This window comes from Nocardioides sp. NPDC023903, assembly GCF_040639295.1.
In the GTDB taxonomy this organism is placed as follows: Bacteria; Actinomycetota; Actinomycetes; order Propionibacteriales; family Nocardioidaceae; genus Nocardioides.
On the sequence record NZ_JBEZZS010000001.1, the window covers coordinates 230,115 to 250,353 of the forward strand.

General features: G+C 68.2%; 28 protein-coding genes. 14 read left to right on the top strand and 14 right to left on the bottom strand.

Translation table 11 applies throughout. The features are described from left to right. Positions 1–254 precede the first annotated feature (254 nt). Entirely contained in the window at positions 255–644 is a 390-nt protein-coding gene (locus tag AB0F44_RS01170) for a hypothetical protein (RefSeq protein WP_357351853.1), read from the top strand. Further along, entirely contained in the window at positions 641–1,156 is a 516-nt protein-coding gene (locus tag AB0F44_RS01175) for a putative immunity protein (RefSeq protein WP_357351855.1), read from the top strand. Before AB0F44_RS01170 ends, AB0F44_RS01175 begins: the two co-directional genes overlap by 4 nt. 2 nt (positions 1,157–1,158) lie before the next feature. On the opposite strand, the gene AB0F44_RS01180 is transcribed toward AB0F44_RS01175, so the two are convergent. Both AB0F44_RS01180 and AB0F44_RS01185 read right to left on the bottom strand, forming a co-directional pair. Beyond that, positions 1,159–2,112 (bottom strand): hypothetical protein, encoded by a 954-nt coding sequence (locus AB0F44_RS01180; protein WP_357351857.1) that lies wholly within the window; start codon positions 2,110–2,112, stop codon positions 1,159–1,161. A gap of 113 nt (positions 2,113–2,225) precedes the next feature. Further along, positions 2,226–2,735 (bottom strand): DUF1772 domain-containing protein, encoded by a 510-nt coding sequence (locus tag AB0F44_RS01185; RefSeq protein ID WP_357351859.1) that lies wholly within the window; start codon positions 2,733–2,735, stop codon positions 2,226–2,228. Positions 2,736–2,790: 55 nt separating this feature from the next. On the opposite strand from AB0F44_RS01185, the gene AB0F44_RS01190 reads away from it, so the two are divergent. After that, complete coding sequence (locus tag AB0F44_RS01190; protein ID WP_357351861.1) at positions 2,791–3,147, top strand: TraR/DksA C4-type zinc finger protein; 357 nt, start codon at positions 2,791–2,793, stop codon at positions 3,145–3,147. Here the strand turns inward: AB0F44_RS01190 and AB0F44_RS01195 are convergent. Further along, entirely contained in the window at positions 3,144–3,350 is a 207-nt protein-coding gene (locus tag AB0F44_RS01195; RefSeq protein ID WP_357351863.1) for a hypothetical protein, read from the bottom strand. The two genes, AB0F44_RS01190 and AB0F44_RS01195, sit on opposite strands and share 4 nt — an antisense overlap. Positions 3,351–3,379: 29 nt before the next feature. On the opposite strand from AB0F44_RS01195, the gene AB0F44_RS01200 reads away from it, so the two are divergent. Both AB0F44_RS01200 and AB0F44_RS01205 read left to right on the top strand, forming a co-directional pair. Then, on the top strand, positions 3,380–3,682 hold the full coding sequence (locus AB0F44_RS01200; RefSeq protein WP_357351864.1) for a hypothetical protein: 303 nt from the start codon (positions 3,380–3,382) through the stop codon (positions 3,680–3,682). Positions 3,683–3,741: 59 nt separating this feature from the next. Beyond that, entirely contained in the window at positions 3,742–4,131 is a 390-nt protein-coding gene (locus AB0F44_RS01205) for a DUF1304 domain-containing protein (protein ID WP_357351866.1), read from the top strand. Here AB0F44_RS01205 and AB0F44_RS01210 read toward each other — a convergent pair. Next, positions 4,112–5,050 carry an alpha/beta hydrolase gene (locus tag AB0F44_RS01210; RefSeq protein WP_357351868.1) on the bottom strand — a complete coding sequence of 313 codons (939 nt, stop codon included), beginning with the start codon at positions 5,048–5,050 and terminating at the stop codon, positions 4,112–4,114. The two genes, AB0F44_RS01205 and AB0F44_RS01210, sit on opposite strands and share 20 nt — an antisense overlap. 144 nt (positions 5,051–5,194) lie before the next feature. Between AB0F44_RS01210 and AB0F44_RS01215 the strand changes: the two genes are divergently transcribed. Further along, on the top strand, positions 5,195–6,208 hold the full coding sequence (locus tag AB0F44_RS01215; RefSeq protein WP_357351870.1) for a tyrosine-type recombinase/integrase: 1,014 nt from the start codon (positions 5,195–5,197) through the stop codon (positions 6,206–6,208). A gap of 7 nt (positions 6,209–6,215) precedes the next feature. Here the strand turns inward: AB0F44_RS01215 and AB0F44_RS01220 are convergent, their stop codons facing one another. Further along, positions 6,216–6,995 (bottom strand): class I SAM-dependent methyltransferase, encoded by a 780-nt coding sequence (locus tag AB0F44_RS01220; RefSeq protein ID WP_357351871.1) that lies wholly within the window; start codon positions 6,993–6,995, stop codon positions 6,216–6,218. Between the two features lie 79 nt (positions 6,996–7,074). Between AB0F44_RS01220 and AB0F44_RS01225 the strand changes: the two genes are divergently transcribed. Continuing rightward, the gene (locus tag AB0F44_RS01225; RefSeq protein WP_357351873.1) at positions 7,075–7,452 is read left to right on the top strand and encodes a nuclear transport factor 2 family protein; all 378 of its coding nucleotides are present in this window, start codon (positions 7,075–7,077) and stop codon (positions 7,450–7,452) included. Positions 7,453–7,663: 211 nt separating this feature from the next. Next, positions 7,664–8,986, top strand: coding sequence for an FAD-binding oxidoreductase (locus AB0F44_RS01230; protein WP_357351875.1), 1,323 nt, complete (start codon positions 7,664–7,666; stop codon positions 8,984–8,986). Between the two features lie 80 nt (positions 8,987–9,066). On the opposite strand, the gene AB0F44_RS01235 is transcribed toward AB0F44_RS01230, so the two are convergent. After that, positions 9,067–9,888 (bottom strand): alpha/beta hydrolase, encoded by an 822-nt coding sequence (locus AB0F44_RS01235; RefSeq protein ID WP_357351877.1) that lies wholly within the window; start codon positions 9,886–9,888, stop codon positions 9,067–9,069. A 105-nt stretch (positions 9,889–9,993) separates the two neighbouring features. Beyond that, the gene (locus AB0F44_RS01240; protein ID WP_357351879.1) at positions 9,994–10,554 is read right to left on the bottom strand and encodes a TetR/AcrR family transcriptional regulator; all 561 of its coding nucleotides are present in this window, start codon (positions 10,552–10,554) and stop codon (positions 9,994–9,996) included. 69 nt (positions 10,555–10,623) lie between these two features. Between AB0F44_RS01240 and AB0F44_RS01245 the strand changes: the two genes are divergently transcribed. Beyond that, a complete protein-coding gene (locus tag AB0F44_RS01245) occupies positions 10,624–11,622 on the top strand; it encodes a helix-turn-helix domain-containing protein (protein ID WP_357351881.1) in 999 nt (332 codons plus the stop codon). Between the two features lie 13 nt (positions 11,623–11,635). On the opposite strand, the gene AB0F44_RS01250 is transcribed toward AB0F44_RS01245, so the two are convergent. Further along, the gene (locus tag AB0F44_RS01250; RefSeq protein WP_357351883.1) at positions 11,636–12,007 is read right to left on the bottom strand and encodes a hypothetical protein; all 372 of its coding nucleotides are present in this window, start codon (positions 12,005–12,007) and stop codon (positions 11,636–11,638) included. A gap of 118 nt (positions 12,008–12,125) precedes the next feature. On the opposite strand from AB0F44_RS01250, the gene AB0F44_RS01255 reads away from it, so the two are divergent. Further along, the gene (locus AB0F44_RS01255) at positions 12,126–12,644 is read left to right on the top strand and encodes a pyridoxamine 5'-phosphate oxidase family protein (RefSeq protein ID WP_357351885.1); all 519 of its coding nucleotides are present in this window, start codon (positions 12,126–12,128) and stop codon (positions 12,642–12,644) included. Between the two features lie 188 nt (positions 12,645–12,832). After that, the gene (locus AB0F44_RS01260) at positions 12,833–13,342 is read left to right on the top strand and encodes a hypothetical protein (protein WP_357351887.1); all 510 of its coding nucleotides are present in this window, start codon (positions 12,833–12,835) and stop codon (positions 13,340–13,342) included. A gap of 21 nt (positions 13,343–13,363) precedes the next feature. Here AB0F44_RS01260 and AB0F44_RS01265 read toward each other — a convergent pair whose 3' ends face one another. After that, on the bottom strand, positions 13,364–13,876 hold the full coding sequence (locus AB0F44_RS01265; protein WP_357351889.1) for a hypothetical protein: 513 nt from the start codon (positions 13,874–13,876) through the stop codon (positions 13,364–13,366). 71 nt (positions 13,877–13,947) lie between these two features. Here AB0F44_RS01265 and AB0F44_RS01270 point away from each other — a divergent pair, with 71 nt between their 5' ends. Then, positions 13,948–15,444 (top strand): carboxyl transferase domain-containing protein, encoded by a 1,497-nt coding sequence (locus tag AB0F44_RS01270; RefSeq protein ID WP_357351891.1) that lies wholly within the window; start codon positions 13,948–13,950, stop codon positions 15,442–15,444. Here the strand turns inward: AB0F44_RS01270 and AB0F44_RS01275 are convergent. From AB0F44_RS01275 to AB0F44_RS01285, 3 genes are all read right to left on the bottom strand, one after another. Continuing rightward, complete coding sequence (locus AB0F44_RS01275) at positions 15,441–15,944, bottom strand: DUF5994 family protein (RefSeq protein WP_357351893.1); 504 nt, start codon at positions 15,942–15,944, stop codon at positions 15,441–15,443. The genes AB0F44_RS01270 and AB0F44_RS01275 overlap by 4 nt on opposite strands. A gap of 96 nt (positions 15,945–16,040) precedes the next feature. After that, positions 16,041–16,919 carry an LLM class F420-dependent oxidoreductase gene (locus tag AB0F44_RS01280; protein ID WP_357351895.1) on the bottom strand — a complete coding sequence of 293 codons (879 nt, stop codon included), beginning with the start codon at positions 16,917–16,919 and terminating at the stop codon, positions 16,041–16,043. A gap of 42 nt (positions 16,920–16,961) precedes the next feature. Beyond that, entirely contained in the window at positions 16,962–17,303 is a 342-nt protein-coding gene (locus AB0F44_RS01285; RefSeq protein WP_357351897.1) for a helix-turn-helix domain-containing protein, read from the bottom strand. A 129-nt stretch (positions 17,304–17,432) separates the two neighbouring features. On the opposite strand from AB0F44_RS01285, the gene AB0F44_RS01290 reads away from it, so the two are divergent. Beyond that, positions 17,433–17,783 (top strand): DoxX family protein, encoded by a 351-nt coding sequence (locus AB0F44_RS01290; protein WP_357351899.1) that lies wholly within the window; start codon positions 17,433–17,435, stop codon positions 17,781–17,783. Positions 17,784–17,804: 21 nt separating this feature from the next. On the opposite strand, the gene AB0F44_RS01295 is transcribed toward AB0F44_RS01290, so the two are convergent. Beyond that, positions 17,805–19,223, bottom strand: coding sequence for an aminopeptidase (locus AB0F44_RS01295; protein ID WP_357351900.1), 1,419 nt, complete (start codon positions 19,221–19,223; stop codon positions 17,805–17,807). A gap of 63 nt (positions 19,224–19,286) precedes the next feature. Further along, entirely contained in the window at positions 19,287–19,616 is a 330-nt protein-coding gene (locus AB0F44_RS01300; protein WP_357351903.1) for a helix-turn-helix domain-containing protein, read from the bottom strand. A gap of 45 nt (positions 19,617–19,661) precedes the next feature. On the opposite strand from AB0F44_RS01300, the gene AB0F44_RS01305 reads away from it, so the two are divergent. Further along, complete coding sequence (locus tag AB0F44_RS01305) at positions 19,662–20,222, top strand: hypothetical protein (RefSeq protein ID WP_357351905.1); 561 nt, start codon at positions 19,662–19,664, stop codon at positions 20,220–20,222. Positions 20,223–20,239 lie beyond the last annotated feature (17 nt).

The following is a 20,239-nucleotide window of genomic DNA, read 5'->3' on the forward strand; positions in this document are numbered from 1 at the left end:
AGCTGATTGCCGTCGCTGCGATGCGAGCTGAACGGTTCAACATCATGTGATGGGGGTCCTCTCACTCAGTCCGGGCCCACGGGGTCTGGGGCCTGGATTTCGAGCGCTGACTCAACACCAAATTTCGTTGCACGGGAATGTAACGCTTGCAGATTTGTCCATGACCGGAGGGATTTAACTGAGCCGTAACGGACGCCGGTGCCCAAAGAGAATGAGCTCTTCGTCGCCATCGAGACATGGGTACGCTCCGGAGCATGGCAACCGTGGACGACGTGCACTGGCTCGGCTCGAGCCTGGAGCGGTCCTACGAGGTCTTCGTACGCAATCGGCTGAAGTTCCGGGTCGGGTCGATCGTCTACGTCGCCTTCTCCCTGGACGAGACCGAGATGGGGTTCGGCTTCCCGAAGGAGGAGCGCGCCGCGCTGGTCGCCAGCGCGCCCGACAGGTTCCACCTGCCCCGCGAGTCGGAGATGCGGTTCAACTGGGTGGAGTCGTCCCTGGCCGCGCTCGACCCCGTCGAGGCGTGCGAGTTCGTGGTGGACGCCTGGCGCCTCTGCGTACCGAAGAAGGTCTCTGCCGCCTACGACCTCACCCATCCCGACGGCCCCGGACCGGACCGCCCGGAGACCGGGGGAGAGCGATGATCCTGGCCAAGGAGCGCGACCCGCGCCTGATCACCGTCCGCCGCGGCGGCACGCTCACCGACGCCGACCACCAGCTGCTCGCGCTGTGGGCCGCGACCTGCGCCGAGCACGTCCTCCCGCTCTTCGAGGTGGAGTGCCCCGACGACCCCCGTCCGCGCGAGGCCATCGAGGCGGCGCGGGCCTGGACCCGAGGTGAGCTGAAGATGATGGAGGCCCGCGCTCTCGGCGGTCACGCCATGGGTGCGGCCCGGCCGTTGCGCGGAGCCGCTCGCAATGCCGCCTACGCCGCCGGCCAGGCCGGCGTGGTCGCCCACGTCGCGGCCCACGACCTGGGCGCGGCGGCGTACGCCATCAAGGCCGCACGCGACGCCGCGCCTCCCGGCGAGGCCATCGAAGCTGGGAGGCGGGAGTGCCGCTGGCAGCGCGAGCAGCTCCCGGACCCCGTCCGCGACCTCGTCCTCGACGACCAGCGGATCCGCAACGCGATCTGCTGGTCGGTCTTCGACTGCTGAGGTCAGTCCGCGATGGGGTCGTCGACCGCAGAGATCGTATACGGGGGAGTCCCGGCTCCGTCATCGATCTGGCTGTTCACGACCAGGACCCGGCCGCGGGTCACGGCCAAGGTCGTCGGCGTGGCGAACCCCTCGGCGGCGGATGCGATCACCTGACCGTGGCTCAGCGACTCGTCGAGTTCGGCAACGTACACGCCCTGCGCGCCACCCGGAGCTGCGTAGTTCAGGACGGCGTAGAGGGTCGTGCCGCGCAGCTCGATGCCGTCAGGCCCGAAGCTGTGCCCGCCGAGGTCCACCAGCTCACCGGAGCGATCCGCGACGTCGACCCGGATCAGCTTCTCGAGGCCCTGCGACGAGACGAGCAGTGTCTCGCCGTCCTCGGAGGCGTCGATGCCGTTCAGGTACATGAACTCCGGCGGGAACCCCGGCACGACCGTGCGCGCGTCGAACCATCGCTCCAGCGGACCGACCTCGTCCCCGAGCGGTGCGCGCCACACCACGGCGTTCGTGGAGTCGGTGACGTAGACCGCGTGCGGCGTGATGACGAGATCGTTGAGGAACGGCTCGCCGACCGGTCCGGACTCGGCACGCAGCGTCGTCAGCAGAGTGCCGTCGGCGCGGTAGACGTCGAGCTGGGTCTTCCCCGCGACGTACAGCCGGCCGTGCGAATCCGCATGCAGTCCCAGCGCATGTGCGCGGCCTGCGGCCGCGCCGGAGGCGAACTGCTCGAACCGTGTGCTCGTCACGTGGCCGCGCAGCACGTCACCGTTGCCGATGCTGGAGACGTAGATGGTGCCGTTCGGGGTGACTTCGATGCCTTCGGGCTGGAAGCCGGGCTCCTCGGAGACGACATAGGTATCAGGGAGGTGCGGATCGGAGGCCGCCGCCGCGGTGGCGGGCAGCGCGGTGATCGCAGTCATCGCGATCGCTACGGCTGTCGGTAGACGTCGGTTCATGAAACGCTCCTTGACTCGGTGCGGGCGAAGCAGTGGCAGCCGAGACCTGCGACATCCACCGATCCTGGCCCGATCACCACCCGGGCGCCACGCCAATTAGCCGCGCTCGTGAGTCAGGCCGACAGGCGACCTTGGAGAACAAGGCTCCAGGCGAGACAGCCGAAGGCAGCCGTCGTGGCGACGGTGCGTACGACGTTCCAGCGGACCCATCTCGCCTCATCGAACGCCGCGCGGACCTGGCCGAGGTCGGCGATCCGGTCCGGTGATCCTGCCGCCTTGAGCGCGTCGTTGAGCGGAAGATGCACTGCGATGGTGATGACGAAGGCGACCAGGTAGAGGACCAGCGCGGCCAGCGCCCACGGCAGCAGCCCGCGCTCAGCGGACCCGAGGGACAGCGCCACAACCAGCGCGGTGAACACCAGCGAGCCGAGGAACCCGGTCGCCATGAACCACGGATTGATGATCGCCCGGTCCAGCGCCTGGAACGAGCCGACGAACGTACGGTCGTCCGTGATGCCCAGGCCCGGCATGATCGTGTGGGCGTAGAGAGCGAAGTAGCCCGCCATCAGGCCCATGGTCATCGTCGCGGCGACCAGCGCCAGAGTTCGGACATCCTCGATCACGGGAGCCAGACAATCGGGTTTCGGTGGCGTGGGCCATCCAATTACCGTCGACCACATGGATCAGGCTCGCGTACGGCTCGCTGCGGAGCGTCGGCAGACGCTCGCACGCCTGGCAGACCTGAGCGACGACTTCGACGCCGTCGTCGCGGCCTCGCGCGACACCAACGCCGACGACGAGCACGATCCGGAGGGCGCGACGATCGCGTTCGAGCGATCCCAGGTCCAAGCGCTCGTACGTCAGGCGCGAGAGCATCTCGCCGAGATCGAGGCTGCCGTGGAGCGGGTCGATTCGGGCACGTACGGGACCTGTGAGGACTGCGGCGAGCCGATCGGCGAGGGCCGGCTCGAGGCGCGCCCGGTGGCGCGTACCTGCATCAACTGTGCCGGGAAGCCGAGGGGACGGCTGCGCTAGCGGCGGTGGCGACCGGGCTGGTCGCGCATCTCGACGAGGTCGTCGTGGATCCGGCGGGCGCGCCGCCTCTCCAGCCTGGCGAGCAGGAAACCGGCCGCCGCCGCGAGCACCATCAGGACGATGAGCACCACGACCGTGGCGCCTACCATGTCCAGGACGTAGCTCGTCATTGCGCGCAGGTACCCGATGTCGGCCGCGTCCATGCGCGAGTCCCTTCGGTACGGTGGCCGTCATGTCAGGTGCCACCGATGACTCGATCCGCCTGTGCTGTCTGCTGTGGGCGCATGGGGGAGAGGCCGATGCCCTCCATGCCTACGAGGACCGGGTCCTGAGGCTGATCTCGGAACACGGCGGCGAAGTGGTGCACCGCGCGATCGCCGACGACGCACCCGGGCAGCCCGACGAGATCCAGCTCTTCCGGTTCCCGGACCAGGCCTCGCTGGACGCCTACATGAACGACGAGCGGCGTACGGCACTCAGCGCCGAGCGCGACGCGGCCGTCGCGCGCACCGAGGTGTTCCCGGTGCGGTTCTGACGATCGGTTACTGTCAGCCTCAGCCGGTGCTCGAGCACCCAACCCGGAAGAGGTCTGTGATGGTCGTTGCTGGATTGGTGCTCGCCGGGCTGGCCGCCTTGGTGCACGTCTACATCTTCGTCATGGAGTCCTTGACCTGGACGACCCCGAAGACGCGGGCGGTGTTCGGGATCGGCGCCGAGGAGGCCGAGGCGACCAAGGAACTGGCCTTCAACCAGGGCTTCTACAACCTCTTCCTCGCCATCGTCACCGCTGTCGGCATCGTCCTGTACCCGGTGTGCTCCGCAGCGGTCGGCGTTGCTCTGGTCTTCGCGGGAGCCGGCTCAATGGCAGCCGCGGCCGCGGTGCTGTTCATCTTCTCGCCCGACAAGCGCAGCGCAGCCCTCAAGCAGGGCGTGATCCCACTGCTCGCCGTCGTCCTCCTGGCGATCAGCGTCGCGCTGCGCTAGCCAGGAACTCGAGCAGGAGCTGGTTGGTCTCCTCGGGGCGCTCCTGCTGGACCCAGTGTCCACACCGGGGGAGTACCTCCATCCGAGTGAGTCCCGGCAGGGTCTGGTCGAAGCGTTCGATCTGGCGGCGGCCGGTGATCGCCGGGCCGTCGTACTCGCCGGCGACGAAGAGCGACGGCACGGTGATCGGCACGTCGCCGAAGGCCGCGAGATCCTCCCAGTCGCGGTCGATGTTGCGGTAGCGCGCGAGCGGTCCGAAGAAGTCGGAGTCGGCGAACTCGGCGGCGTAGAAGTCGACGTCAGCCTCGGTGAGCCACTCGGGCATATCGGTGGGGTAGACGAACTGGTCCGAGAGCCGGTCGCCGCGCGGCACCAACCCGAGCGCTCCGCGCGGATCCCCACCGGCGGCGAGCACACCATCGCCCGAGATCGAGTAGTACATGCCGAGCAGCCAGCGGCGTACGTCGGGCAGGATCTCGGCCTCGACGACGCCCGGGGTCTGGAAGTAGGAGATGTAGAAGTCTTCGTCGTCACCGCCGGCCTCCGCCATCGCCTCGGTCGGCCGCCGGCGTCCGGAGGGGCTGAACGGCACCGACAGGCCGGCCACGGCGGTGAAGACGTCGGGCCTCAGCTGAGCCGTTGTCCAGGCGATGGGAGCGCCCCAGTCATGCCCGACGATGGTGGCTGTCTGCGCGCCCAGGGCGTGCACCAGGCCGACGTTGTCGCCGACATGGCGCAGCATCCGGTAGTCCTCGATGGCACCCGGTTTCGAGGACCTGCCATATCCACGTACGTCGATCGCGACCACCCGGTAGCCAGCGTCGGCGAGCGCCGCGATCTGGTGGCGCCACGAGTACCAGGACTCCGGGAACCCGTGCACCAGGAGCACGAGCCGGCCGTCGGCCGGTCCTGACTCCACCCAGTGAAGGTCGATTCCATTGATGTGTTCGGTGCGGTGAGTTACAGCGGTGTCGGCCACGGCTGGAGTCTGCCACCTCACCGGATTTCCGCGATAGTACCCCCTATCGCAGAAATGTTCGAAAAGACTGTAATATCGGGGGATGTGAGCGTACCTGACGATGGTGTGATGTTCGGCGATGTCGTCGAGGACTTCCTGACCGACCGGGCGACACTCACGCGCCGCGGACTCAACGACAAGTCCCGTAGTGCCTACCGCCAGGACATCGCGGCCTGGGCGCGGCAGCTGCATGTCGACGCGGGCGGCGAGCCCGATGCCGAGGTGCTGGCGCTGGTGCCGATCTCGGCGCTGACCGACCAGAACGTACGCATCGCATACAGGTCGCTGCGGGAGAGCTCGGCCGCGGCGACCTGTCAGCGTCGCGTCGGCACGCTGCGCCTCTTCACCCATTGGCTGCAGCTCGAGGGACACCTGCTGGTGGATCCCACGTTGCGTATCGAGGCACCCGAGCGGCCCAGCCGGCTGCCGGCCGGATGGAGCGTCGACGAGCTCCGCCGCCTGGCGCGGGTCGCCTCGACACCGCGCGAAGGCACCGACCGCCGCCGCTGGCCGGCTCGCGACCGGGCGATCTTCGCGGTGCTGGTCACCACCGGCGTACGTGCCGCGGAGCTGTGCGGTCTCACCATCGGCGCCATCCGGCGCGAGCCCGACGGCGAGACGCTGGTGCGGGTCATCGGCAAGGGCGACAAGCAGCGCAACCTGCCGCTGCCGCCCGAGGCCGTGGATGCGGTCGACCTCTATCTGGCCGAGCTGGAGGCCCGTTTCGGCGCTCGTGACGCGGCTGACAGCCTGTTCGTGCTGACCTCCGGCAAACAGCTGCGTCCTGGCGCGCTCAATCATCTGGTCGAGACCTGGATCCGCCTCGCGGGTGTCCCGAAGCAGCCTGGCGAAGCCGCGCATGCGTTCCGGCACAGTGCAGCCAAGGGATTGATCCGTTCGGGCGTACCCGTGCCTGCCGTGCAGGGGCTGCTCGGCCACGAAGATCTCAAGACGACCGGGATCTACGTCAAGGCGACCGCCGCCGACACGCGCGATGCCGTGCTGCTCTCACCGGCGCGTGAGGTCCTGCGAGAGACGGCTGCGCCACCACCTGACTGACCATTGCTCACCCTGGCTTCACTGCACGGGTCGCTATGTAGCCGGGGAGGTGCTGCGCGGTGATGTCTGCGTGGTGCGGCGCTTCGGTGAGGTGCGTGAGGATGAACCCGGCGGCCAGCTGCCCGCCGATCTGCGCGGTCAGCGAGTGGCTGTACTCGATGGGGCCGCTTCCATAGGCGCGCTTCCGGTCAGCCTCGGAGAGGTCGAGCGAGCTGAACGGCAGCCGGTGACGTACCACCAGTTCCCGTCGGTCGAGCGCCACCTCGTCGAAGATGTAGACGTCCGGGTTCATGAATCCGACCAGGAGCGTCCCGCCAGGGCGCAGCACGCGGGACGTTTCCTCCCAGACGGGCGTGAGGTCGGGACAGAACACGTTCGACACCGGGTTGACGATCACGTCGAAGCTGGCGTCGTCGAAGACACTGAGGTCGCGCATGTCGCCGAGGACGGTACGAAGCTCCAGCCCGTCACGAGCCGCCACCTCGTCATCGCGGGCCAGCTGCTTGGGAGAGTTGTCGAAGACGGTCACCGTGGCGCCCGCTGCGGCAAGGACGGGGCCTTGCTGGCCGCCGCCAGATGCAAGGCAGAGCACCCGGACACCGGCCAGCTCGGACGGGAACCAGTCACGCGGAATCAGCTCGTGACCGATCAGAACCACCGACCAATCACCTTCACGTGCCCGGGCGATGACCTCGGGACCAACCGGCCGAGACCATTCGTTGTCACTGTCGACCAGCTCGTCCCACGCGACCCGGTTGTGTGCGGTCGGGTCGAAGTCATCTGCCACAACAGCGCACCTTACTTGCCTGCTATCCGCCACAGTTCACGCTGTGGCGCACCAGCCGACCCGCTAAGGTCGCCGAGTGGTGACTCAGTTGCACACCTACATCGATGCCTGGCGGCGCCACGACGTCGGCGCGGTGCTGACCACGCTGACCGATGACTGCGTAGTGATCGAGTCCTATGGACCGGTCTACCGGGGTCGCCCACGCGTGGAGCAATGGATGAACGCGTGGTTTGCCGCCGGCGGTCGCGTCGACGCCTGGGACATCACGACGATTGCCGCAGCTGGTGACTTCATGATGGCTGAATGGAGTTTCGCGTGCACCTGGCGAGATCAAGCCGCCGTTTTCGAGGGATCCACGATTGCGAGGCTCGACGGCGATCGCATCGCCTACCTCCGCGAGTACGCCACCACCGCTCCGCTGTATGACTGGACCGGTACGTGGCGCGACCAGCAATAAGCCACAGGCCGAGAACGGCCCTTGACGTGCGGAGACGGTTATCGCCCTGATTCGCCGATAATGCACATTATGTCAAGTTATGCGCTGAAGGGACCCTTCTCGTACCGGAACTGGATGACGTGGCGTCTCAGGACAGGGAGGTGCGATCGCTGCGGATGACGCTGGCGTCATGACACCTACCACTGAACTTCGCGACCAAGTACGAGGGCGTGTGATCACGCCCGACGACTCCGACTACGAAACCGCACGAGCCGTGTGGAACGGAATGATCGACCGTCGACCGGTCGCCGTCCTGCAGGCCGAGGACGCCGACGACGTCATCGCTGCGGTGAACTTCGCACGCGACACCGGCCTGCCTCTGGCCGTGCGCGGCGGGGGCCACAGCTCACCCGGCTACGGGACGATCGATGACGGCTTGGTGATCGACCTGTCCCCCATGCGTTCCGTCGAGGTCGATGCCGACGCTCGAACCGCTCGAGTGGGCGGCGGCGCAACCCTGGCCGACCTCAACGAAGCCACCCATGCGCACGGCCTCGCCACGCCGGGCGGGATCGTCTCGACGACTGGCGTCGGCGGCCTGACGCTCGGCGGCGGCATCGGATACCTCACGCGCGGTTTCGGGCTCTCGATCGACAATCTTCGATCGGTCGACGTCGTCACCGCCGACGGGCAGCTCCGCCACGCCAGCGAGTCCGAGAACGCCGACCTGTTCTGGGCGCTCCGCGGAGGCAGCGGGAACTTCGGGGTCGTCACGGCCTTCGAGTTCGACCTGCACCCCGTCGACCAGCCGGTCGTCGGACTCTTCTTCTACGAGCTGGAGCACGCCGGCGACCTGCTGCGCCTCTTCCGCACCTGGGTCACCGAAGCAGACGAACGCTGCGGTGGCTTCCCGGCGTTCCAGGTGGCACCTCCCCTCCCCTTCCTTCCGGAGGAGCGCCACGGCGACACGTTCTGCGTCGCCGTCGTCCACTGGAGCGGGCCGACAGAGGAGAGCGAGGCGGCGATGCAGCCGTTCCGCGACCTCGCGCCGCGCGTCGGCGAGATGGTCGCCCCCATGCCGTACCCGTGGCTCAACAGCGCGTTCGACGACCTCTTCCCCCGTGGCGTACGCAGCTACTGGAAGGGCAACTACGTCACCGAGCTGACCGACGAAGCGATCGAGGTGCACCTGGCCCACGGTCCGAAGGCGCCGAACGCGAGCTCGACGATGCACCTGTACCCGATCAACGGTGCCGCCTCCCGTGTCGGTGCGACGGACACCGCGTTCTCCTACCGGCACGCGACGTTCTCGACGGTCATCGTCTCCGCCTGGCCGGATGCCTCCGACGACGCCGCCAACATCGCCTGGGTCCGCGACTACGCCGCCGCGCTCACGCCGCACTCCGAGGCCGGCGGGTACGTGAACTTCATGTCCGACGACGACCAGGGCCGCGTCACCGACACCTACGGCAGCAACTACGCGCGACTCCGGAAGGTCAAGCAGGCCTACGACCCGGGGAACCTGTTCAGCCACAACCAGAACATCGCGCCCTGACCGCTGATCCCTGGATCCAGGACGAGGGCCGGGTGCGGCACCGCACGAGGCGGCACCGCACCCAAGGAGTCACTCCCCGGTCACTTCTTGATGAAGTCGAGGATGTCCTGGATCAGCTCCTGCTGGTACGTGCCGAAGATCCCGTGCGGCGCGCCCGGGTAGACCTTGAGCGTGCCGTCCTTGACCAGCTCGATGGACTTCAGCGCCGCGTTCCCGATCGGCACGATCTGGTCGTCGTCGCCGTGCGCGACGAAGATCGGCACGTCAAGAGCCTTGAGGTCCTCGGTGAAGTCGGTCGCCGAGAAGGCAGCAACGCACTCGTACGCCGCCTGGATCCCGGCGAGCATCCCCTGGCGCCAGAAGTCGTCGATCGCGCCCTGCGAGGTCTCGACACCCTCGCGGTTGAAGCCGAAGAACGACGGCGCGAGCTCGCGGTAGAAGTTCGAGCGGTCGGCGAGCACACCGGCCCGGATCCCGTCGAAGACCTCGATCGGAAGGCCCTCGGGGTACGCCTCGGTCTTGAGCATGATCGGCGGCACCGCTCCGATCGTGACGACCTTGGCGACGCGGCCGTTCCCGTGCTGGGCCGCACAACGGACGACCTCTCCCCCGCCGGTCGAGTGGCCGACGAAGACCGCGTCACGCAGGTCGAGATGCTCGACGAGCTCGGCGAGGTCGCGGGCGTAGGTGTCCATGTCGTTGCCCTGCCAGGGCTGGGCGGACTTTCCGTGGCCGCGGCGGTCGTGGGCGATGACCCGGTAGCCGGCGTCGGCGAGCGTCTTGCGCTCGAGCGACCACGCGTCGGAGCTCAGGGGCCAACCGTGGCTGAACACGATCGGCTGACCGGTCCCCCAGTCTGAGTAGTGGATGTCGGTGCCGTCGGATGTGGTGAAGAAGGGCATGGTGCTCCTGTTTGATCGGTGCAGCGAGGACATCACCATCCTCGCCGCGCACACCGCACCGAGTCGCCTGCCGGAGCGGCCGCGAATCCCTCGGAATCGGACGCGTCAGGCCAGGACGAGCCGGTCGACGTAAGCGTCTGCCGACTCGCGCAGCTCTCGCCGTGACGTGGCGGTGGCCCCGGCCTGGATCAGTGCCTGAGAGAAGAGCAGGATCTCGTGCGCGAGCGTGCCTGCTCCGGTGCCGGTTCCGATCCGGGCCGCGATTCGCTCCTCCATCGCGTCGAGGGTCCGCCGGCAGATGCCGACCACCTCGGGGTCACGGTCGGCGAGCTCTGCCAGGGACCGCACCATGAGGCAGCCGAGCCGCCGCGGATCTGCGGTGCAGTCGTCGGCGATGCGCAGCAAGTAACGGCGTACGGCTTCACGTGCCCCGCCCTCCCCCGCCAATGCCTCCGTCGTCAGCGTGATCCTGCCGCCGCAGTACGCTTCGAGGGCCGCGAGGAAGAGGCCGCGCTTGCTCCCGAACGCCGCGTAGATGCTGCCGTTGCCGGCACCCGTGTGCGCGGCGAGGTCGTGCATGGAGGCGCGTTCGTAGCCGTGCTCGCGAAACACGTCGAGTGCCGCGTCACGTACCGCTGTGACTGAGATCTCCCGAGGTCTGGCCATTCCCCGAATCTACCGGTCATCGCCTTGGACGTTATGGAATACTCATTCCATAACCCAGAGAGGACGTTGATGGCTGGTACGAGGCGGATCGGATTCCTCCTGTTCGACGGCGTGAAAGCGCTGGACTATGTCGGTCCCGCCGAGGTCTTCGTGGAGGCGAACCAGGCGGCGAAGGCGTACGAGGTGGTCCTGCTCTCGCCTTCGGGCGCCGCGGTGACGACGTCGGTCGGCGGCGGTGTCGCGGTGAGTGCTTCCGCAGCCGACGCCCCACCTCTCGACACGCTCATCGTCCCGGGCAGCGAGCGTGCGCCCTCGGTCTTCGTGACCGACGAGCTGCTCACCGCCGCGGCAACGCTGGCCGATCGGGCCAGCCGTGTCGTGTCGATCTGCAGCGGCGCATTCGTGCTCGCCGAGCTCGGTCTGCTCGATGGTCGCAGCGCGACCACGCACTGGAAGTTCACCGACGACCTGGCGCGTCGGTTCCCCCTCGTCGATGTCCAGCCTGACCGGATCTTCGTACGCGATCGGTACGTCGCGACATCGGCCGGCGTCGCCGCCGGCATCGACCTCGCGCTCGCCCTGGTCGAGGACGACCTCGGCGCAGCAGCGGCCCGCCGGGTCGCGCAGGGGCTGCTCATCTACCTGCGGCGATCGGGCGAGCAGACCCAGTTCTCCACTCCCCTGCGTGCCGTCGCGGTGCCCGACAGCCCGGTGCGTGTCATCACCGAGCTCATCGCCCAGGATCCGTCGTACCGGCACAGCGTCATCTCACTGGCGCGCCACGCCAACATCAGCCCTCGCCACCTCACGCGCCTCTTCCAGGACGAGGTCGGGATGAGCCCTGCCGAGTACGCCGCCAGCGTCCGTTTCGACCTCGCGCGGAGCTGGCTGGAGGCCGGCTGCTCGGTGGCGCAGGCGGCATCCGATGCCGGATTCTCGAGCGCAGAGGCCCTCCGCCGCACCTTCGTCGCACGCCTGGGTGTCTCGCCGTCGGCCTACCGTCGCCGCTTCCGCGCCCAGATCGATGTCGCGGCGCGCGCGGCGACGATGGTGTCGAGCGGGACCTAGACCGCGCAGCCGCTCAGGACCGGCGACTCTCGCTACGGCGCAGGGCGAGGATCGTCCGGGCGTCGGCAGCCGTGGCGAGCGCCAGGGCCGGCGCTGCGATCTTCGGCCCGATGTTGCCCTCGCTGCGCGCGAGGCTCACGCAGTACGCCGCGATCGCCACGTTGAGCCCGGCGCGAGCCGCCATCCATGGCAGCCTGCGGCGACCCGCCAGCAACCCGGGCACGAGCGCCAGGTCCGCGACTCCGATCGCTCGCAGCACCGCGGGGTGGTCACCGAGCTTCAGCGCCCGGCCCACCCGATCCGGCGCAAAGAGGATCGCTGCCCCGATCGGCAGCGTGGCGAGTCCTACGAAGGCGGCCGAGCGCCGCGCACTCTCAGAGTCCATGAGAACCATCCTGTCCGACGGCTGGTCATCCGGTGCGCAGAATGTAGAGACGACGCGAACGACTCCGTTCATGGAATGAAGGCGACAGTCGAGGTCGCCCGCATCCAAGGAGAAGCAGATGTCGAACACCATGCAGCCCGACGAGATCAACGAGGTTCTCAGCCGCCCGCTGAGCCAGGAGCTCCTGGCGCGCGACCTGACCCGACTGGCGTACGTCGCCAAGGACGGCACCCCGAGGGCCGTCCCGATCGGGTTCGCCTGGAACGGATCAGAGGTCGTCATGTGCACCACGCCGAACTCTCCCAAGCTCATCTCGCTGCGTCACAACCCGGTGGTCGCGCTGACCATCGACACCGAGGTGCACCCACCCAAGATCCTGTTCATCCGCGGCACGGTCGAGCTCGACCTCGTCGAGGGAATCCCCTGGGAGTACCTCCAGATGAACGGCTCCTACGAGATGACGCCCGAGCAGCGGGTCGTCTGGGAGGCCGAGGTCCGCTCGCTGTACGAGCGCATGGTCCGGATCGTCGTCACCCCTACCTGGGCGAAGCTGATCGACTTCGAGACCACGCTTCCGACTCAGGTCGAGGAGCTGGTTCAGCAGCGCGCCGAGCGAGACGCTGCCCGTACCCACTAGGACTTTCCGCGAGCCGGGACGGGCGCCACTGTCGTCTGATGCCGAGGCATCAGATCGATGTGTTTGCGCGCGTTCGCCCTAGATCTCTTCCGAATAGGCCGAAAGGGCTATGGATGCCCGTCGAATCGCCGTGCCACACTCCACAGCGTCCGGGTAACTGCACCCAGGACACTTCATCTTGGGGGAACATGAGCATGCGCATCCAAAGCATCTTCACCACGATCGCCGCCACCGCTTGTGCGACGGCCCTGGCCGCCGCACCCGCCTTCGCGAGCGGCAGCCCGCACTTCATCAAGAACCTGACCAAGGTCACGGACGCCGATCCGTCCTCCGTCACCGTCGCGTTCAAGGAGGCCGGCCTCGAGAGCGGTTCGGTTGAGACGATCACCGTGACCGCTCACCTCGACGCGACCTATCAGTGCGTCAACCGAGGTGGTCACAACCCGGATGACCCGAAGAAGACCGTGATCAGCGGCGACTACTCGAAGTCCGGCGAGTTCAAGGCTGCCAGGAACGGCAACGTGACCGGCTCCTTGACGGTGACCGCACCCGCGCCCAGCACCGTTCTCGACTGCCCCAACGGGCAGAAGGCAGTGCACACGGTGTCGACCTGGTCGAGCATCTCGGTCACCGACGAGGACAGCCTGGCGACCATCACCGTCCCGGGCACCTTCTCCTTCGGCGAGCTGGTCGACTGACGACCCGCTTCACGACACGCCTCAGTCCTTGTCGGGACCGTTGGCGCGTACTCGCTCGACGTTGACCAGCGACTGCTGGAGCTCCTCGAGCCACTCGCTCGAGTGCTGCTGCACGAGTTTGACGCACCAACCGAGCGCATCGCTGCGGCTCCGGGCGACGCCGCCCGAGACCAACAGGTCGAGGACAGCGCGCTCGGGCTGACGCAGTCGGGTCATGACCGGCGCCGAGACGTTGGTGAAGAGGTGCCGCTCTCCCCCGATCTCGACCGCCCACGACACCTTCCGGTCGAACTTGCGTTCGGCCTGCCGCGCGACGGCCATCCGGTCCTCACGGGTGCGCTCGCGAAACTCGCTCGCCCGCCCCTCGTTGGCAGCAGCTCGCTCTTCGTCCGAAGCGCCTTCAGCGGTCTTCGGCTCCTTGATCCGCCCGATGACGGTGATCTCCTCGCGGTCGACCACCACATCGACGATCTCGTCGTACACACCATCGGGCAGTCGTCCGCTGAACCACCCGCGCAACTCAGTTGTAAGCATGTAATCATTCTTACTCCACGCATCGAGCGCTTTCAAGGAAGCCGACATCTGGCCCGTGGCACCATGTGCCCGTGACCGACGACACGCCTGCCACGGGACTGACCGAGCTCTACGCCCGCCGCTTCCTGACGACGGACGCGGCCCGAGCCGACAAGGTCGCCCGGTGGCACGCCAAGGGGCGACGTACGGCTCGGGAGAACATCGCCGACCTGGTCGACCCGGGCTCGTTCGTCGAGTACGGGAGGTTTATCACCGCGGCCCAGGAACGCCGCCGTGACCTGGCTGAGCTCGTCGTCGAGACACCCGCCGACGGCATCGTCGGAGGGACCGCGACCGTGGCCGGGAAGCCGTGCGCGGTGCTGTCCTACGACTACCTGGTGATGGCCGGTACGCAGGGCATGCGCGGGCATCGCAAGTCGGACCGGCTGATCGAGGTCATCGGGCGGATGCGGCTGCCGGCGGTCTTCTTCACCGAGGGTGGCGGCGGTCGTCCCGGTGACACGGACATCCCGCTCGTGTCCGCGCTCGACGTCGGCTCGTTCGCGCTCTGGGGCGAGCTCGAGGGCGTTGTGCCGCGGATCGCCGTCGTCTCAGGGCGGTGCTTCGCCGGCAATGCGGTCCTGGCCGGCAGTGCCGACCTCCGCATCGCCACCCCGGACGCCAACCTCGGCATGGCCGGGCCGGCGATGATCGCCGGCGGCGGGCTCGGAAGCTTCGCGCCGGAGGAGATCGGACCAGTCAAGGACCAGACCGCCAACGGCGTCATCGACCTGCTCGTCGAGGACGAGGCGGCAGCCGTCGAGGCCGTACGCAGCATCCTCTCCTACCTCGAGCCGACCGCCGATGGCGGCGAGGCCGGCGACCAGGCGGACTTGCGGACGCTTCTCCCCCTCAACGACCGCGAGGCCTTCGACGTACGTCCGGTCGTCGAGGCTCTTGCCGACGTCGACTCGGTGACCTGGCTCCGTGAGGCGTACGCCCCCGAGCTTGTCACCGCGCTGGCGCGGATCGACGGGATCGCGGTCGGGGTGATCGCCAACCAGTCGACGCACCTTGCCGGAGCGCTCACCAGCGACGCGTCGGTCAAGGCCGCCGACTTCCTCGCGCTCTGCGAGCGCTGGGGCCTCCCGGTGGTCTCGCTGGTCGACACCCCAGGCTTCATGGTCGGCCCCGACGCCGAACGTGGCGGCCTGGTCCGCCACGCGTCCCGGATGGTCGTCGCCGGTGCGCAGCTGTCGACTCCGCTGGTCGGCGTGATCCTGCGACGCGGCTACGGGCTCGGTGCGCAGGCGATGCTCGGCGGGAGCACCCATCGCCCGCTGCTCACCGTCGCATGGCCTGACGCCCACCTCGGCCCGATGGGCCTGGAGGGTGCGGTACGCCTCTCCATGGCCGCCGAGCTCGCCGAGCTGCCCGAGGCGGAGCGTGAGGAGCGGGTCTCCGCTCTCACCGATGAATACCGCAAGCAGGCCAGCGCGCTCAACGCCGCGCGGATGTTCGAGATCGACGATGTCATCGACCCTGCCGAGACCCGCAGCGTCATCGCCGCCACGCTGCGCCGTGCCTAGAAGGCTCCGCCGTCGTTGTCCCAGATCTGCTGGCCGATCTCGCTCTGGTCGGGACCATCGAGACCGAGCAGCTGCGCCGGACGGTAGGTGTTCCGGTCGTCGGCCGCCTGCTCCATGATCCTCTCGGCGCGGTCGGGGGCGGTGTCGTGAGGCACCACCAGCAGGCGCAGCCGGTCCCCGGTGGCCATCGAAACCACCACGAGGTGGGTGTCGTCGGACGGGAACGAGCCGACCTTCACGATCCCGCGCGCGGCGCGGATCTTGCGGACGCTCGGCGCCCCGGCGACCGAGTCCCAGTCGGGCCGGGAGAACAACAGCCGCGAGATCCGGCCAACGCGGTGGGGAAAGTGATCGACGAGATCGGCGGCCTCGGCCTGAAGGTCGCGTGACTGCGGCCACCAGGCTCCGTCGATCGGACCGGACGAGAAACTGTTGTCCAGTCGGATCCGAAGATCGACGCGAACCGCGGTGATGAGCTCTACTGTCGGTGACGTCGTCATGACGCCCGCCCTTCGTGCTGCCCTGCGGACTCGACGAGTACGGCCGGCAGTGTGGTTAGAACAAGTGTACGGTGCCGGTCAACGAGATCCGGCTTCTTAGATCTCCTTCAACCGCGGCACCAGATCGACGAGCGAGGTGGTCCACGGCACCGGGTCGACGTACGGAGTCGGCATCAGCCCGACGAGCGTGATGCCCAGAGCGGCGTACTCCTCCATCGACTTCAGGAAGGCGTCCGGGTCCTCGACCGAGGGGCCCTGGAAGAGGATGGTCTTCTCGATCGCGTCGTAGTCGGTGCCGAGGTCGTCGCAGTGGCCGCGCAGCACCTCGAGCTTGTGCCTGACGGACTCGACCGCCTCGGGGCCGGGGCCGCCGAAGAGGTTCGTGCCCTGTCCGTACTTGGCGACCAGGCGCAGCGTCTTCTTCTCGCCTCCCCCGCCGATCAGGACCGGCACCGTGCCGTTGACCGGCTGCGGCAGCGAGATCGTCTCAGCGAGCTGGTAGTGCTTGCCCTCGTAGGCGCCGTCGTTCTCCGACCACATCTGGCGGCAGATCTCCAGGGTCTCCTCCAGGCGCTCGAACCGCTCGGCGGTCGACGGGTACGGCACGCCGAGCCCCTGGTGCTCGCGCTCGTACCACGCCGCACCGATGCCCAGCAGCGCGCGGCCGCCGGAGAGCCGGTCGAGCGTGGTGACGATCTTCGCGAGCAGCCCCGGGTGGCGGTAGGTCACTCCGGTGACGAGGAGGCTGAGGCGTACGTTGTCGGTGATCCCGGCCAGGTAACCCAGCGTGGTGTAGCCCTCGAGCATCGGCTCGAAGGGGCCGCCGGCCTGCTCCATCTGGAACCAGTGGTCCATGACGGTGAGCAGGTCGACGCCGCCTTGGTCCGCGATGCGGGCGGTCTCCGTCAGCTTGTCGGCGAGCGCGGTCTCCCACTCGGGGTGGGTGAATGAGAAGTAGTGGAGTCCAAGATCCATACCTCAGACGCTATGTCTTCGAGCGCGCTCGAAGACAAGCCCTCAATCGGGCAGCTCTGCGAGGTGCTTGTGGCCCCACTCCCCCAGCGGCTGGAGGGCGGCGATCAGCTCCGCGCCGACTGGGGTCGGACGGTAGAGGACCTGCACCGGAGTCGAGGGAATCACCTCCCGCACCAGGAAGCCGTCGCGCTCGAGCTCCTTGAGGCGCAGGGAGAGCATCCGGTCCGAGATCCCCTCGACCGTACGCCGGTACTCACCGAAGCGGCGCGCACCGCCCACGGCGGCATAGAGCACCGCCCCGGACCAGCGTTGTCCGACGCGCTCGAGCGTGCGCTGGAAGACGGTGCACGACTTCCCGTCGATCTGGGCAGCGTTGATGGTCACTTACTCAGGATAAGTTGCTAATGCTCTAGTTGCCAACGTGTCGCCCCCGCACACAGACTCTGCGGTTGCCGGCCCATCGACCGGCCTCGAGATCACCCGCCCGAGCGGGTCCGCCAAAGGAGTACACGCGTGTTCATCGCGTACATCGTCGTCTCGTCCCTGCTCGCCCTCGTCTGCCTGGCATCCGGGACGGCCAAGGTGACCAGGCAGCCGGCCCTGGTCGAGCAGATGGGTGGCCTCGGCGTCGCCGCCAAGCACGTACCCGTTCTCGGCGTTCTCCTCATTCTCGGCGCGATCGGCCTCGTTGTCGGCAACTGGGTCGGAGCCCTCGGTGTCGCGGCCGCGGGGGCGCTCGCGCTCTACTTCATCGGCGCGATCATCACCCACCTGCGGGCCGGCGACACCAAGGGCTCCGTGCCCACGGTGGCTCTCGCCCTCGTCTCCGTCGCGGCGCTCGTCCTCCGGGTGCTGTCACTCTGAACCCGGAGACGCCGGCCGCGGTCAGCGCAGCAGCGGCTCCCGCTTGAGGTCGCGCTTGTCGAGCTTCGCGTCGTAGGTGGCCAGCGGCTTCGCCTTCGACGCGTCGGCCTCGACCGCGGCGGTCGCGACTCCGGCCCACTCCAGGATCCGGGCCGTGGCGAGCTCGCGCTCGTCGGCGACCAGGCCGGCAACGTTGGCACCGTGGTTCATGCCCGGCGCGGTGAAGACGTAGGAGTCGTTGGCGAAGATGCCCGGGCGGAAGCGCTCGGCACCCCACGGGTCGGCCTCGCCGTAGACGAAGAGCATCTGGTTGGCGTGCTTGCGCACCCACGAGTCGACGTCACGCATCGCGGACGGGTCGAACCGCATGTCGATCTCGCGCGGGACGAAGCTGCGCGGCGGCGCATAGCCGTAGCGGATCAGCTCGTCCTCGATGTGCGGGAAGCCGATCGTCGGGGCGCCGAGCTCGGTGCCCGCCTGGTAGTAGTACGGCGTGTAGGGGCTCAGACCCTGGTCGGTGTAGAAGCTGAAGCCCGAGTAGTAGTCGATCGAGTCCCAGATCGCCTGGTCGCTGGCGGTCGCCGCGTCGGCGGGGATGTTCGAGCACTGGGCGGTGCCGGCGTACTGCCAGAAGGCCCAGACGTAGTCCAGCACGACCATCTCGTACGCAGCGTCCAGGCTGCCCACGGTGTCGAACGTGTAGCCCTCGGCCGCGGCCAGCTCGGCGTACTTCGTCTTGAGCGGCTCGCGGCGGACGAGCGCCTCGCGCTGGACGCCGTTGAGCCGGTCGCGGCAGTCCTCGGTGCCGACGGTGGCGAAGAACTCGTCGTAGGCGGAGTCCTCGCGGTTGACCACGTCGTTCGGCGCGACGTAGGCGACGATGCCATCCATGTCACGGGGGTAGAACCGCTCGAAGTACGTGGCGGTCATGCCGCCCTTCGAGCCGCCGGTGGCGAGCCAGTTGGCGGAGTAGATCGGCTTCAGCGCCTTGAAGATGGCGTGCTGGTCGCTGGCGGCCTGCCAGATGTCGAGGTCGTCCCAGTCGGCCGGGTCGGGCCGCGACGGGGTGAAGAACCGGTACTCCATCGACACCTGGTTGCCGTCGATGATGCGGGTCGGCTCGCTGCGGCCGGGGTTGGTCGAGACGTTGTAGCCGCTGGTCTGGAACACCGTGGGGCGGGCGGTGTCCTTGTGGAGCACGGTGAACCGCTGCTGGAAGGTGTCACCGTCGGGCCGCCGGTGGTCGACCGGCTGGGTGAAGTTCAGGACGAAGTAGCGGTAGCCCTGGACGGGCTTCTCCTGGATCAGGCTGACGCCTTCGATGGCGAGCAGGCGGTCGAGGATGTCGTCCTCGGCGGCTGCCACGGGGCTGGCGGGTGTGACGAGGAGCAGGGATGCCAGCCCCATCGCCACCAGAATCCGGCCGATCAATGCACGCATGTGGGGTCTCCTTCGGTGCGGGTCCTCGGCAACCTAGCGGGTCTCCGACGACACCGCCGCCGATTAATCGCTGGGGTGCCAGCGGGTGGCCCACTCGTCCAGCGGCTCGAGCCTGCGGAGGAGGTCGCGACCGGTCTCGCTCAGGCGGTATCCGTCGCCGAGATGTTGCACGACCCCGGCCTCCGTCAGCTCGCGCAGGCGGGCGGAGAGCACACTCGAGGACACTCCCCCGCACCGGTTCTGCAGATCACGGAAGGTCGGTGCTGCCGTCTCTTCGCGGAGCTCCCAGATCACGCGCAGGGTCCAGCGGCGGCCCAGCAGGTCGAGCAGGGCCATGATCGGCCGGCCCGTGGTGGAGCCCCGAACCGGTTTCCCGGGAAGTGGGGTGGTCATGACATCTGCTTTCTTTTTCGAAGCATGTGACCTAGTGTGCCAGACATGCCTCTGAATTCGAAGCAACCTCGAGTCGAACCGCTCGAACCGCCGTACGACGACGAGACCGCTGCGGCCCTCGACCTGCTCGGGCCGCCGATCCAGCTCTTTCGCGTCCTCGCCCGACGACCGGATCTCGCTCGCGGGATCTCCGGCTGGGGGTCCTACTACCTGTCCCGGCGCGCGGCGATGACGCTGCGCCACCGGGAGATCGTGATCCTGCGTACGACTGCGCTGTGCGGCGCCGACTACGAATGGGGCATCCACGTGACGACATTCGGCGCGAAGGCCGAGCTCGATGAGGCCCAGCTCCGTTCCCTGGGCGCGGGAACGGCGAACGATCCATGCTGGCCCGAGCCGGCCGATGCCGCGGTGATCGCCGCCGTGGACGCGCTGCACCACGACAACGAGCTGGACGACGCCACCTGGTCCGAGCTGGTCGAGGCGGTCGGCACGGATGCGGCGCTCGAGGTCACCCTGCTCGCCGGCTGGTACCACGCGATCTCCTACGCCGTACGCACCCTTCGCCTTCCTCTCGAACCCGGGACCGACGCCATCCCCCGGTGATCACGCCGAGAAAGGTC